Annotated in this window: 13 protein-coding genes; 7 read left to right on the forward strand and 6 right to left on the reverse strand. The window is 65.6% G+C overall.

Features of this window, described 5'->3' with window-relative positions; genetic code table 11:
* Window position 1: 1 nt before the first annotated feature.
* Both AQ12_RS08580 and senB read right to left on the reverse strand, forming a co-directional pair.
* Window positions 2-1063, reverse strand: coding sequence for a DMT family transporter (locus AQ12_RS08580; protein ID WP_048439475.1), 1062 nt, complete (start codon window positions 1061-1063; stop codon window positions 2-4).
* Window positions 1060-2037 (reverse strand): selenoneine biosynthesis selenosugar synthase SenB, encoded by a 978-nt coding sequence (gene senB / locus AQ12_RS08585; protein ID WP_048439476.1) that lies wholly within the window; start codon window positions 2035-2037, stop codon window positions 1060-1062. Before senB ends, AQ12_RS08580 begins: the two co-directional genes overlap by 4 nt.
* Between senB and senA the strand changes: the two genes are divergently transcribed.
* Window positions 2025-3203: a selenoneine synthase SenA gene (gene senA, locus AQ12_RS08590; RefSeq protein WP_048439477.1), complete on the forward strand. Its 1179-nt coding sequence runs from the start codon at window positions 2025-2027 to the stop codon at window positions 3201-3203. The two genes, senB and senA, sit on opposite strands and share 13 nt — an antisense overlap.
* A 153-nt stretch (window positions 3204-3356) precedes the next feature.
* Here senA and AQ12_RS08595 read toward each other — a convergent pair whose 3' ends face one another.
* A complete protein-coding gene (locus AQ12_RS08595; protein WP_048439478.1) occupies window positions 3357-3554 on the reverse strand; it encodes a heavy-metal-associated domain-containing protein in 198 nt (65 codons plus the stop codon).
* 63 nt (window positions 3555-3617) lie between these two features.
* Between AQ12_RS08595 and AQ12_RS08600 the strand changes: the two genes are divergently transcribed.
* The 6 genes from AQ12_RS08600 to gorA all read left to right on the forward strand — a co-directional run bounded on the left by AQ12_RS08600 (window position 3618) and on the right by gorA (window position 11483).
* Entirely contained in the window at window positions 3618-5804 is a 2187-nt protein-coding gene (locus tag AQ12_RS08600) for a cation-translocating P-type ATPase (protein ID WP_082151487.1), read from the forward strand.
* Window positions 5801-6217, forward strand: coding sequence for a Cu(I)-responsive transcriptional regulator (gene cueR / locus AQ12_RS08605; RefSeq protein ID WP_048439479.1), 417 nt, complete (start codon window positions 5801-5803; stop codon window positions 6215-6217). Before AQ12_RS08600 ends, cueR begins: the two co-directional genes overlap by 4 nt.
* A 143-nt stretch (window positions 6218-6360) precedes the next feature.
* Entirely contained in the window at window positions 6361-7251 is an 891-nt protein-coding gene (locus AQ12_RS08610) for an EamA family transporter (protein WP_048439480.1), read from the forward strand.
* Window positions 7252-7377: 126 nt separating this feature from the next.
* Complete coding sequence (locus tag AQ12_RS08615; protein WP_048439481.1) at window positions 7378-7848, forward strand: hypothetical protein; 471 nt, start codon at window positions 7378-7380, stop codon at window positions 7846-7848.
* A 278-nt stretch (window positions 7849-8126) separates the two neighbouring features.
* Window positions 8127-10022, forward strand: a complete 1896-nt coding sequence (locus AQ12_RS08620) for a PAS domain-containing sensor histidine kinase (protein WP_048439482.1) — start codon at window positions 8127-8129, stop codon at window positions 10020-10022.
* Between the two features lie 75 nt (window positions 10023-10097).
* A complete protein-coding gene (gene gorA / locus AQ12_RS08625; protein ID WP_048439483.1) occupies window positions 10098-11483 on the forward strand; it encodes a glutathione-disulfide reductase in 1386 nt (461 codons plus the stop codon).
* A gap of 63 nt (window positions 11484-11546) precedes the next feature.
* Here gorA and AQ12_RS22050 read toward each other — a convergent pair whose 3' ends face one another.
* From AQ12_RS22050 to AQ12_RS08640, 3 genes are read right to left on the reverse strand one after another with little or no spacing between them, the layout of a single operon-like run.
* Complete coding sequence (locus AQ12_RS22050; RefSeq protein WP_053076629.1) at window positions 11547-12113, reverse strand: J domain-containing protein; 567 nt, start codon at window positions 12111-12113, stop codon at window positions 11547-11549.
* Complete coding sequence (locus tag AQ12_RS08635; protein ID WP_048439484.1) at window positions 12110-12655, reverse strand: DUF805 domain-containing protein; 546 nt, start codon at window positions 12653-12655, stop codon at window positions 12110-12112. Before AQ12_RS08635 ends, AQ12_RS22050 begins: the two co-directional genes overlap by 4 nt.
* Before the next feature lie 28 nt (window positions 12656-12683).
* Window positions 12684-14036, reverse strand: coding sequence for a DUF58 domain-containing protein (locus tag AQ12_RS08640; protein WP_048439485.1), 1353 nt, complete (start codon window positions 14034-14036; stop codon window positions 12684-12686).
* Between the last annotated feature and the right edge of the window lie 18 nt (window positions 14037-14054).

Raw genomic sequence — 14054 nt, forward strand, 5'->3', positions numbered from 1 at the left:
GCTAATGTTTGTGGGCGTGATGGGCATCGGGCACATGCGCATGGCTGTGCTCGATCGGCGCGTGGCGATGCACATGGCTGTGCGCGCCAGTGACCGGCTCAGGGTGCGTGTGGTCGTGATGCCCGTCGTCGTGCGTATGCGCATGTTCATGGACCATCGATTCATGCTTGTGGGAGTGGGCATGCCGTTCCAGCAGATGAACGAGTACGCCCGCAAGCATGAGCGCAGCGCCCGCGCCCATGCCCCAGGTCAGTCCGCGCTCGCCCAGGCCAACCGCCACGGCTGCGCCGATGAACGGCGCGAAGGCAAAGACCGATCCTGTTCGCGCCGCGCCGAACTCGCGCTGTGCGAGCAGGTAAAGCCGCAGGCTCACACCGTAACCCGCGCCGCCGATTGCCAGCAGCGCGAGGGCTCGCATGGCCGAAGGCAGCGACTCGCCCAGCAGCGTTGCAATGACTGCGGCCGCAGCCGCGCCCATCGCCGACTTGGCCAGCACCACCTGTCCCGGGTCGCGCTCGGCAACACCGCGTGACAGCGTGTTGTCCACACCCCAGGCCGCCGTGGCAGCCATCACAGCCAGCAGGCCGGGCAACTGCGTGCTGCCTGCGCCCAGCCCACGGTCGATCACCAGCACCACACCGCCCAAGAGCAGCAACGCCATCGCCGTCCACACCCGCCTGTCCATCACCTCCTGGTAGAGCAGGCGCGCGAGCACGGCAGTAAAAAGCGCTTCCAGCGACAGCATCAACGATGAGCTGGCGCCGCTGGTGTGTTGCAGTCCCCACGCCAAAGCGACCGGCCCGATCACAGCGCCAAACAGCGCCATCAGGCTGATGCGTCCGAGGTCAGAGCGACGCAGCCTTGCCTCCAGCGAGGTGGGCCTGCGAAGCAGCGCCCCCGCCATTGCAGAGCCTGCGTACAGAAGTGCTGCAGTAGCGAACGGGCCCAGGCCCTCGCCGGCGCGTTGCACCAGCGGCGTGCTGATGCCGAACAGCACCGCGCTCAACAGGGCGAATGCGCCACCGCGCAGCGCCGGAAGCTTGTCTTGTGTGCTTGATGTCATAGCTCGTCCAGCAGCTGCAACAGCGACATGCGCTCTGCCTGCGGTGTGAAGAGGTGAGCGCGCCGTGCGCACTGCGCCGTGAGCCGGGTCAGGAGGCCATCAGGCGATGCGCCGGCCTGTTCTGCGCGGCAACGCATCAGCAGGGCCGCAAGCTGCGCTGCATTGCCATGCTCGAAATAGCCTTCATAGTCTTCGCCGAGCAAGCCCACATTGCCGTCAATCCGCGAGGCGAGCACCGGCGTGCCGCTGCAGATCGCCTCCATCACCACATGCGCGCCGCCCTCCACGGCGCTCGTGTGCACCAGCACATGCGCCTGTGCAATGGCGCGCCGCACGTCGTCGTGGGCCATGCCGCCCAGCCACCGGTAGTGCGGCGCGCGCGATTGCGTTGCACGCGCCTGCTCGCCCAGCGGTGCGTCGATGGCATCGCCGATGTGATCGATCGCTATGCCTGCATCGGCATTGATGAGGCATGCGGCTTCGAACAGCGTCTGCGGGGATTTCACTTGCCGCAGATGGCCGACCATGACTGCGCGTAGCTGATGCCGGGGTTTCGCGAGCGGTGCGACCGACGCCGTCGACTGGTAGATCACGCGAGCCTTGTGCTGCACAACCTCTGGCAGCGCCGCGATGCCCAGCGATTGCAGGACCACCAGGCGTTGGGCGAGGTCCAGGGAGCGTTTGGCTGTGGGATCGAAAGCGATGTCGCCATACAGGTCGGTGCCGGTCAGCACAACCGCGAGCCCATGCGGCCCTCGTCGGTCGGCCCATGCCTGGATGGCTTGCGCCGACCGCCGCGCGTGCAGGGCCAGCATGAGGTCATCGCCTGCGGCATCTTCATCGGGCCACTCTTGTGTGATGCGAACGCGGTGCGTCGGCTGCAGCAGCTGCTGCCAGCGGGCAGCCGTCTGCCAGTTGCCGTTGTTGGCGTCGGCCAGTGCTGGGCTTACGATGACGATCGATGGACTACGCATCTCACGGTTATAGCGCGGCGCAGGCACTTCGCACGGGTGGGGCAGGCCCTGTGCGCGAGGCGCTGCTTGCGACGCGGGCTCGCACGCTGGAGCTGGCAGATGCCTATGCGCACGCGCTGGAGGCGAGCGGCTGGCGCGTTCCGTATGACAGGGGGCTCAATCCGCCATTGTGGGAGCTGGGTCACATCGCGTGGTTCCAGGAGTGGTGGATCGCGCGCAACCCTCAGTGCGCGCTCGGCGTGGGTTGCGATCCCCTGAACCCACGCGCCCCGTCGCTTCTGGCGTCGTCGGACAGCTGGTTCGATTCCAGCCGCATCGAGCATCGCAGCCGGTGGGAGCTTGCTCTGTCCGATGCAGGTGCCATGCGGACTTACCTGTCGGACACGCTGGGCGAGACGCTGGCCCTGCTGCATCGACTGCCCCAACAGGCGAGTGCGGATGAGTTGTATTTTTTCCGGCTTTGCGCGCTGCATGAAGCGATGCATGCGGAAGCCGCGACCTACATGGCGCGGACCCTGGGCATTTCAGTGCCTCAATCGGCCGCACGAACACTTGCGCCAGTTCAAGCGCTGAAGGTGCCCGCGCAATCCTTTCGCCTGGGCAGCGCCGACGCGGGTTTCGCCTTCGACAATGAATTGCAGTCGCAGGACGTGCAGATTGCAGCGTTCGAAATTGATTCGCAACCGGTGAGCTGGTCGCGGTTTGCCGGGTTTGTCGACGCAGGCGGCTATGACAATCCGCGCTGGTGGACCGATGAGGGCTGGGCATGGCGTCAGCAAGCGCGCGCCAGGCCGCCCGGCGAAGGCGCTGACCCCGAGACGGCCGCGTGTCACCTGAGCGCGCATGAAGCCCACGCGTGGTGCCGCTGGGCGGGACGCCGGTTACCGACGGAGGCCGAGTGGGAGTGCGCTGCGTTGACGATGCCAGGCTTTTCGTGGGGCCATGTCTGGGAATGGACCAGCGAGCCTTTCATGCCCTACCCCGGATTCGAAGCGCATCCCTACCGCGACTATTCCGCGCCGTGGTTCGGCACCCGGCGGGTGCTGCGCGGCGCGTGCGAGGCGACTTCGCCCTGGCTCGCGCATCCGCGTTACCGCAATTTCTTCGAGCCGCATCGCACGGATGTTTTTGCGGGGTTTCGCAGTTGCGCAGTGAACGCATGGTGAGTGCGGTCGCCGCTTCGCGGTGGATGCCGGATCGGGTCCGGCATGACAGCCAAACACAGGCTGTCATTGCGGGCTTGACCCGCAATCCATCTCCGATCAAGCGCAGTCGCCGCTTCGCGGTGGATGCCGGATCGAGTCCGGCATGACAGCCAACTACCGGCCTGCCGGCGGATAGCCCGCCTCCGTCAGCGCCTTGGCGAACTGCTCCGGCGCGGCCGCTGAGTCAACCTCCACCTTCTTGGTCGCGAGATCGACATGGACCTTCGCGGCAGGATCGACCTCCTGGCAGGCCTGGGTGACTGCCTTGACGCAGTGGCCGCAGCTCATGTCGGGCAGCTGGAATTCGAGCATGGTTTTCTCCGGACTAAATTGAGGTGTTGACATTAACATCATGGCAAGGTTCACACTTGCAGCATGACTACCCATACTTCCACAGCGCAATGGAACCTGGCCATCGAGGGCATGACCTGCGCATCATGCGTCGGCCGGGTCGAGAAGGCCTTGACGAAGGTGCCCGGGGTGACGTCGGCGACGGTCAACCTGGCCACCGAAACCGCACAGGTCGAACTCGACCACGCTGAAGATGCATCGGCGCTCGTCGCTGCCGTCGAGAAGGCGGGCTACACGGCACGCGCGCTGGAGCCCGACACGCAGGCGCCTGAGCCTGCCCGCAACGAGTGGTGGCCGGTGGCTGTCGCAGCGGCGCTGTCCTTGCCGCTGATGGCGCCCATGGTCGCGATGCTCTTCGGCGCGCATCTGTCGATTCCCGCCTGGGTGCAGCTGGCGCTCGCCACACCCGTGCAGTTCTGGCTGGGCGCGCGTTTCTACAAGGCCGGATGGGCAGCGCTCAAGGCGCGGGCCGGCAACATGGACTTGCTGGTGGCGCTTGGCACTTCGTCGGGTTACGGCTTGTCGATCTACCTCATGGCGCGGCACGGCAGTCACGGCACGCCGCATCTGTATTTTGAAGCGTCTGCCGTGGTGATCACGCTGGTGCTGCTGGGCAAGTGGCTGGAGACGCGGGCGCGTCGGCAAACGACAGAGGCAATCCGCGCGCTCAATGCGCTGCGGCCGCAGACCGCACGCGTGCGCCGTGACGGCAAGGAACTGGAAATTCCCATCGCAGCGGTCAGGCGCGATGACCTGGTGGTGATTCGCCCCGGCGAACGCGTGCCTGTCGATGGCGTGATCGTGGAAGGTTCGAGCGAGCTCGACGAGTCGCTCATCACCGGCGAGAGCTTGCCGGTCGCGCGCCACGAGGACGGCAAGGTAGTTGGAGGGTCGGTCAACGGCGAAGGCCTGCTCGTGGTTCGCACCACCGCCGTCGGCGGCGAGTCGACGCTTGCGCGCATTGTGCGACTGGTGGAATCGGCGCAGGCCAAGAAGGCACCGGTCCAGCGGCTGGTCGACCGCGTGAGCGAGGTGTTCGTGCCCGTCGTCATCGGCATTGCGTTTGTCACCTTGCTCGGCTGGGGCTTGTCGTCCGGCGACTGGGAAGTCGCGATCCTCAATGCCGTGGCGGTGCTTGTCATCGCCTGCCCTTGCGCGCTGGGTCTGGCAACGCCGACCGCGATCATGGCCGGGACCGGTGTCGCTGCAAGGCACGGCATCCTCATCAAGGATGCCGAGGCCCTGGAGATCGCGCACAAGGTCGATGTTGTCGCATTCGACAAGACCGGCACGCTGACCGAAGGCAAGCCGCAGCTTGCGGCGGCAGATGCGGTCGATGGTGATCGAAAGGCATTGCTCGCGATGGCTGCGTCGATACAGGCAGGCAGCGAACATCCGCTGGCGCGTGCCGTGCAGTCGGCAGCGCAGGGTGAGGGCGCCAACGCCATACCGGCGAGCCATGTGCACGCGGTTGCCGGTCGCGGAATGTCTGCCGATGTCGGCGGCCGCGCCTTGCGGCTGGGTAGCACGCGGTGGATGGAAGAACTGCGCGTGGACCTCGCCGCTTTGCAGGCGCGCGCAACGCAGTTGCAATCCGAAGGCCGTACTGTTTCGTGGGTGGCTGATGTCACCGATGCACCACGCCTGCTCGGCCTGCTGGCCTTCGGCGACACGGTCAAGCCAGCAGCGCAACTGGCCGTGCGAAGCCTGCGCGACCAGGGCGTGCGCACCGTGCTCCTGACGGGTGACAACGCCGGCAGCGCGAACGCCATCGCAAAGCCGCTGGGCATAGACGACATTCGCTCCGAGGTGCTGCCCGAAGACAAGGCCCGCATCGTCGCGGAACTCAGGGCGCAGGGGCATACGGTGGCGATGGTGGGCGATGGCATCAACGATGCGCCTGCGCTTGCCGCTGCCGATGTGGGGATTGCAATGGGTACCGGCACCGACGTGGCGATGCACGCAGCCGGAGTCACCCTCATGCGCGGCAATCCGGCGCTGGTGGCGGACGCCATCGACATCTCGCGCCGCACCTATCGCAAGATCCGGCAGAACCTGTTCTGGGCTTTCGTCTACAACGTGGTGGGCATTCCGCTGGCCGCGTTCGGGCTGCTCGACCCGGTGATCGCCGGCGCTGCGATGGCGCTCAGCAGCGTGAGCGTGGTCACCAATGCGCTGATGCTCAGGCGCTGGAAAGGAGCTTCTTCATGACCTTCAATATCGGTGAGGCCGCCCGGCGTTCGGGCGTATCGGCCAAGATGGCGCGTCATTACGAATCGCTGGGCCTGCTGCCCGAGGTGAACCGCACCGAGGCGGGTTATCGCCTCTACTCCGACAAGGAAGTGCACACCCTGCGGTTCATCAGGCGATCGCGCGACCTGGGCTTCAGCATGGCCGAGATCACCGAGCTTCTCAAGCTCTGGCAAAACCGCGGGCGCTCCAGTGCGGATGTGCGCCGAATCGCGGCCAAGCATGTGGCAGACCTGGACCAGCGAATGCAGGAGATGGAGGCGATGCGCAAGACGCTCAAGCACCTGATTCATTGCTGCCAGGGCGACCACAGGCCCGATTGCCCGATCCTGGATGAATTGCAGGGGCACCGAACCGGGTCAAGCCCGGTATGACAACCAAAGCCAGGCTGTCATTGCGGACTCGATCCGCAATCCATCTGTGATCAAGCGCAGTCTCTGCTTCGCAGTGGATGCCGGATCGAGTCCGGCATGACAAGCAGCGCAGTCTGCGCGGCGTTATGCCAACATCGCCGCACATGCGAATCTCTCACCTGCTTCTTGCCATCGCCGTTGTCTTCGTCTGGGGCACCAATTTCGTCGTCATCAAGTGGGGTCTGGCCGAGTTCCCGCCGTTCCTGCTCGCCGCGCTGCGATTTGCCCTCAGCGTCTTTCCGTGGATATTTTTCATCCGGCGGCCTGCGGTCGGCTGGGTGCCGTTGGCGAAATTCGGTGTGCTGCTGGGAGCGGGCCAGTTCGGCTTGTTGTTCCTGGCGATGCGTTCCGATATTTCACCGGGGCTCGCCTCGCTGCTGATGCAAAGCCAGGTGTTCTTCACGATAGGCGCGGCCCTGCTGCTCAAGGGCGAGCGGCTGCGCAGGTTGCAGATTCCCGCCACGATGCTGGCGCTGGCCGGCATCGGCCTCATCGCGTGGCATGCGCTGGGACCCGATGGCGGTAATTCGGTTACTGCGACAGGCCTGGTGCTGTGCCTGCTCGCGGCGGGGTGCTGGGCCGCGGCCAACCTGGTGGTGCGTTCGGTGGGGCGGGTCGATGCGCTGGCGTTCATGGTGTGGAGCAGTCCTTTTTCGCTGCCGCCCCTGATCGCCATGTCACTGATTTTTGAAGGCGGCCCGGCCGTCGCGCAGGCGCTCACCCACGCAAGCTGGGGCGGATGGGCAGTCGTGCTGTGGCAGGCCGTAGGCAACACGCTCTTTGGTTTTGGTGCATGGAACTGGCTGCTGGCCAGGTATCCCGCAGCCACGGTTGCGCCGACGGCGCTGCTGGTGCCAGTGTTCGGCATGAGCGCCTCGGCCTGGGTGCTGGGCGAGTCGCTCCCGGGCTGGAAGCTGGCCGCCGCCGCACTCGTCATGGCAGGCCTGGCGATGAACCTCATCGCCAGCCGTTCGCCAGTAGCCGCCCAGGTCTAGCGGGGAACAAAGCACCACCAGGCATTGGCAATTTCTCACCGTGCGCGCCCTCGCAGTCCCGGGGTGCAAAGCCAGAATCCCGCTGCGCCGCATAACGCTGCGCACCAATAACAAAGCGGGGAGAACATGGACAACACGGAAATTGCACGCGCACGGCCCGACCGTCGCAAGGCAGGCGGCTCATGGTTTCGGCAGGTCTTGGGGCTCGCGGCGTCGCCGCGCGGCAGCAACCCGGCGACACGCGACTGCGCAGCGGCGCCACCAGCGCGAAAGCTCGCAGGCAGCGTCACACCCACACGAACGACGCCGCCGCATGTGCATCGTTTTGATGCCTGCGGCTGGGGCCACACCGTGCTGGTGGACTCCGACGGGCATGGGGTCATCCAGGTCGGCGATGTGTTGCTGTCCGAATGCGCACCGGTCGCGCGCGGAATGTGGGTCGATGCGTCACGTGACTTCTGCCTTTTCACCATCAGGCGCAAGGGCGGCTGCACCGACCTGGCCATCTGCCGGCGAGACGATCCGTCAGGCGGCAGCATCCTGGTTCATGACTGGTCGCCGTCGCGCAGCCTGGGCATTTGCCTGACTCATGGATGAGCAGCAGCGGGGGGAAACCCTCCCCACCGCTCTCCTACACGCGTTGGGGTGAGCCGCCCGCAAGCGCAGCAGTGAGCCGTCGTTAGGCTGATGGCATGACAACAGGTTCTGCCGCATCCGCAAGATTTCGCGCTCCGTCCCGCGTGCCGGGAGGCCTATGGAGACGCATCACAGGCACTTGAATCGTCCGTGTAGGACAACACCTCATTGCGGCGATGGGTATGGGGCGGCATCGCGGCAGCCCGGGATAATTGCAGGCTCCAACAGCTTCAACCTGTATGTCGCCTGATCGCACGCCCGTGATTCCGGACACGCCGGTCGAACACCGGTTCCAGCAGCTGATCGAAGCCGTCGTCGACTACGGCATCTTCATCCTCAGTCCCGGGGGCATCATCACGTCGTGGAACAGCGGCGCGGAAAAACTCAAGGGCTACACCCGGGCCGAAATCCTGGGCCAGCACTTTTCTGTCTTCTATGAGCCCGAGGCGGTTGCTCGCGGCTGGCCGCAATATGAGCTGCAGCAGGCGATCGCGCTCGGACGCTTCGAGGATGAAGGCTGGCGACTGCGCAAGGACGGCAGCCGCTTCTGGGCCAACGTCATCATCACCGCAGTCAAGGACGACAGCGGGCAGTTGTCCGGCTTTACCAAGATCACGCGGGACCTGACCGAGCGGCGCAGCCATGAAGAAGCGCTGCGCCTGAGCGAAGAGCGCTTCAGGCTGCTGGTGCAGGACGTGCGCGACTACGGCATCTTCATGCTCGACCCGGATGGCATCGTGCGCGGCTGGAATGCCGGCGCGCAGGCCATGAAGGGCTACGCCGCCCACGAGATCATCGGCCGGCATTTCAGCACCTTCTATACGCCGGACGACCAGCGCAGCGGCAAGCCCGCGCGAGAGCTGGAGATCGCGACCGACGTCGGCCGCGTCGAGGACGAAGGCTGGCGCGTGCGCAAGGACGGCACGGTGTTCTGGGCCAACGTGATCATCACGGCCCTGCGCAACAAGCAGGGCGAGCTCGTCGGGTTCGGCAAGGTCACGCGCGACATGACCGAGCGGCGCAAGCTGCAGGACCTGGAGATGTCGAGCCGGCGCATGAATGAGTTTCTCGCGATGCTGGCGCACGAGCTGCGCAACCCGCTGGCGCCGATACGCAATTCGGTGTCTGTCATGCAGTTGCAGCCGATTGAAAACCCCGCGCTGCAAAAGTGCCGCGACATCATCGACCGGCAGTTGACCCACATGACAAGACTGGTGGACGACCTGCTCGACATCGGCCGGTTGACCACCGGCAAGATCAAGCTGCGACTGGAACCGACGTCGCTTGCCGATGTGGTTTCGCGCAGCGTCGAAACCGTAAGGCCCCTGCTCGAAGCGCGCTGCCACACCATCACGATCGAGGTTCCGCCCGAGCCGGTGTACCTGAGCGCCGACAGCACGCGCCTGGCCCAGGTCCTGCAGAACCTGCTGGTCAATTCAGCGCGTTACACGGCCGAGGGCGGTGAAATCGGGATCAAGGTCGAGGTCGATGGCGGCTTTGCCACGACATCGGTCACCGACAACGGGCGAGGCATTGCGTCCGGCGAGCTGGACGCGATCTTCGAGCTGTTTCGACAGGGGGACAACGGCAAGCTGCCCGACGAGAGCGGGCTGGGCATCGGCCTGACGCTGGCGCGATCGCTGGTAGAACTGCATGGCGGCGTGCTGGACGCGCGCAGCGAAGGCCCTGGCAAGGGAAGCACCTTCGAGTTCCGGCTTCCGGCTGTCATGCCGGAAGATCGGGGGCCTCGCACCGTGGCTGCGAAAGACACGTCGCCGGGACGCCGCGTGCTGGTGGTCGATGACAACCGGGATGCGGCGGACAGCAGTAGCGACATGCTGCGCCTGCTGGGCCACCGTGTGGAGACAGCGTACGACGGAGAGCAGGCGCTCGTGCTTGCCGCACGCTTCACGCCCGAAGTGGTCCTGCTGGACTTGTCGATGCCGGGCATCGACGGTTTTGAAACCTTGCGCGCGCTGCGTACGCTGCCGGGCATGGTCTCGTCGTGCGTCATTGCCATGACTGGCTATGGCTCGCAGGACGACACACGAAGGACGCACGATGCGGGCTTCGATGGCCACCTCACCAAGCCGGTCGCGCTGGCTGACCTGGTCACCCTGATCGAGCGGGGTTAGCGGGGTTAGCGGATATCGCGTCGCGGCGCAGCAGGAAGCTGACCCGCGCGCGATACTGCCGGGCAGGAGATATCCATGCCCTCATTCGATTGCGATCTTTTTGTCATTGGCGCCGGAAGCGCGGGCGTTCGCGCAGCGCGCATGGCCGCCCAGCGCGGCGCGCACGTGGTGGTGGCCGAGGCGGCTGCCCTGGGCGGCACCTGCGTCAACGTGGGCTGCGTGCCCAAGAAGCTCTACAGCTACGCCTCGCACTTTGCAGATGACTTTGCCGATGCGGCAGGCTTTGGCTGGGAGGTGCCCGCCCCGCGCTTCAACTGGCCCACATTGAAGAAGAACCGGGCCACCGAGATCACGCGTCTCAACGGCATCTACCGCAACCTGCTCACGGGTTCCGGCGCCACCATCGTGAGCGGCTGGGCGCAGTTCGTCGATGCGCACACGGTGCAGGTCCAGTCATCGGAAGGCGTCGAGACGTTCAGGGCCCGAAACATCCTCATCGCCACGGGCGGCACGCCGGTCATGCCGAAGTTGCCCGGATGCGAGCTGGCCGTGAGTTCTGACAGCATGTTCGACCTCGACCCGTTTCCGCGCCGCTTGCTGGTGGTGGGCGGCGGCTACATCGCCTGCGAGTTCGCGTCGATCTTCAACGGCCTGGGCGCGCAGGTCACCCAGCTGTACCGGGGCGAGCAGGTGCTGCGCGGGTTCGACGAGGATGTGCGGGGCTTCATCGCACAGGAAGTACGCAAGCATGGCGTCGACCTGCGTGTGAACAGCGACGTGAAGTCCTTGTCGACGACATCGGGCGGCATCTCGGCCGCGCTGATTGACGGGACTGTGCTCGAAGTGGACACGGTGCTCTATGCCACCGGGCGCGCGCCGAACGTGGCGTCACTGGGTCTGGAAGCGGCGGGCGTCAGGCAGCGGGAGGACGGCGCGGTGATCGTGAACTCGCACTACGAGACCAACGTGCCTCACATCCATGCGGTGGGCGATGTGACGGCCCGCGTGCAGCTGACACCGGTTGCGCTGGCCGAAGCGATGGTCGTTGTCGATCGTCTCTTCGGCAAGGGCGAGAAGGCGATGGGCTACGAGTTCATTCCCACCGCCGTGTTCACACATCCGAACATTGCGACCGTGGGTTATTCCGAGAGCGAGGCCTGCAAGCGGTATGGCAAGGTCACCGTGTTTCGCAGCGAATTCAAGTCGCTCAAGCACACCTTGAGCGGCAGCACCGAGCGCACGCTAATGAAGATGATCGTGGATGACGCCACCGACCGCGTGGTGGGCATGCACATGGTCGGCTCGGACGCCGGCGAGATCATCCAGGGCTTTGCGGTCGCGATGAAAGCGGGCGCGACCAAGGCCGTGTTCGACAGCACCATCGGCATTCATCCAACGGCGGCGGAAGAATTCGTCACCATGCGCGATGCGTGGGTGACACCGCAAGCGCTGGTCGATTGAAGATGGATTGCGGATCAAGTCCGCAATGACAGCCGAGGGGTGCGCAATGACAGCCCGCTGCAGCTAAGGCTGAGGCTTGACCCCGTCTCGAACCAGGCGCGTCACCGGGTCGGTTGCTGCAAACGAAGTTCGCTGCGAGGGCGGTGGTTCTTTCCACGGCTCGATGGCTGGGGCCGGCGGCATGGGCGCAGCCGACGCGGTATCGGCAGTCGCCGGTGGCGCCGTCTGTGCGGCCCGCGCCGGAACCACGATCACCGGACGCGGCGTGGCTGCCGTGTACAGCGCAGCGAAGCCGAAAGTGGCAATGCTCAGGGCCGAGATACTGAACACGAGCGTCCACGAACCGCGTGTCAGCGGCGGCACCAGCGATGCGGCCCGGGCCCATGTCTGGTGCTTGCGATGGGCAGCCTGCGCCAGCGCCTGGTCGTACTCGCCGCGTTTTTGCGCATCGCCCAGCACGTCGTAGGCGCCGTTGACACGGGCCATCGAGTCCTGCGCCGAGGCCTTGCCGGCGTTGCGGTCGGGATGGAATTTCTGCGCGAGTTGCCGGTAGGCCCGCCGCACTTCGTCTGGCGATGCGTCAGGCGCAACGCCGAGCGTCTGGTAGTGACTGCGGGCTGTCGATGTCATCGGGTCTGGACTGAATTGGCGCGCTTGCTGTAGGCGCTGTACGCCGGGATGGCCACAGCCGCGACAACGCCAAAGAAGAAGATGAAAGGCAGCAGCCATGCCAGCACATGCACACCCAGGCTGTTCGGAGGCGGCGGGCCGCCGTATTGGTTGGCGCCCTTGTCGCCGCCCTTGAAGATCCAGACCAGCACCACCAGGGGAATGATGGTCCACAGCCAGGTCCAGCCGCTCCAGCCCATGTCGTGGCTGCGTTGAATCGTCCAGAACACCCAGAAGATCATGAACAGGATGGCAGCGATGCCAGTGAGCACATCCACCACGCGAGGCGTGCCTGCAATGCCTGCAATGAGGCCGCCGAAAGCAGCCAGCCCGAACAGCACCAGGTAGCCGCCGCACATCCAGGCCACATAGCGCAGCCGCCCGATGCGGCCCTTGAAGGTGGAAACGCTCAGGGGCTGGGTCTGCGCGCCGGTGCCATCGACGTCAACGACGTGCGCGGTGGGTGGCGAATAGGGATTGGACGGCAGGTTGGTTGAACTCATGGTTCCTCTGGAAGCTGGATGTCCGCGCTCATAACAAGCCGGCGCGCTTGACCGAATGGTAGCGATTGACGAGCGTCACGGCGAGCAGGGAAGGCTCCACGTCGATGGAAAGCCTGTCGTTTTCGACCACGCTGGCAAAGGCATCACGCCTGGACTGGTCGAACAGGTGCGCCGCCGCCACCTCGACATTTCGCTGGGCCGTTCCCAGTGGCTGGGCCGCGATCTGGCCGATCACTTTCTCGCGCAGGCTGGCGACCAGCACCAGGTGCCGCTGGCGCAAGAGCCGCAGCGCCGGTTTGAGCTCGGCGGCGTCTTCACCGCGGAAGTTGGTGAGCAGGATGACGAGCGCGCGCCTGGGATTGAGGCGCAGCAACTCCTGCGCGGCAGCGTTGTAGTCGGGATGGGTGGTGCCGGGCTCCAGGTCGTGCAGCCGGTTCATCAGCGCGTTGAGGGTTGCAGTGCCCTTTCGCGGTGCGAATTCGCGCTGCTCGCCGGCGGCGTTGCCGAACGTCATGGCACCCACTTCGTCGCCTTCTTTCAGCGCGACATAGGCCAGCAGCATCAGTGCGTTGAGCGCCTGGTCGAAGTGACTGCCGCCGAGCGCCTGTGTGCCCTCGTCGGCACGCATGCGGCGTCCGCAGTCGAGCATGAAGAACACGCGCTGGTCGCGGTCGTCCTGGAATTCCCGGACGATGGGCCGGCCGTGGCGCATCGTGGCTTTCCAGTCGATGTGGCGGATCGGGTCGCCGCGCCGGTAGTCGGAGAGTTGGCGAAAGTCGGTGCCCATGCCGCGCTGCGCATAGGTCTTGATGCCGATCTGCGCGAGCCGCCGGTCGCCTGCAAGCCATGCATAACCTGCGACCGCCGCGAAGTTGGGATAGACGCGAACCGTGCGCGGTGTGCCCAGAGAGCGCCGGATGTCCAGCGAGCCGCCGGGGGTGTGGCAACGCAGCTGTGTTGCACCGAATCGCGCGAGTCCACGTTTTTGCGCGATGACGGTGTAGTGGATGTCGATGCGGCCGGCTGGCGGCACGGTGACCGATTGCGGCAGGCCCTCCCATGCGAATCGTGAATCGACCTCGTCGAAAACATCGACTTGCCATGCCGCGCTGCCCTCGTTGAAAAGCGAGACGGTGACGACAGTGGGCGCGCCCAGCGCGAACGCATGAGGCAGCTTGCGCACCGCACGCAGCGGAGCCTGGTTCCAGGCGCGGCGGCTGCGTGCGTAGTCGATGGCGATCCATGCCGACATGGCCGCGAGCAGGCCTGCGCAAGCGATGGCGACGACGGCCAGCGGCACCTGCGCGATCAACGCAGCCGCTGCAGCGACGGCCAGGACCACAAGGCCCTGTGCCATGCGGCGGCTGGGAACGATGAGCATGGTTTGCAAACGCGAGTT

The sequence above is a fragment of the Caenimonas sp. SL110 genome, from assembly GCF_001044395.1.
GTDB lineage: Bacteria > Pseudomonadota > Gammaproteobacteria > Burkholderiales > Burkholderiaceae_C > Ramlibacter.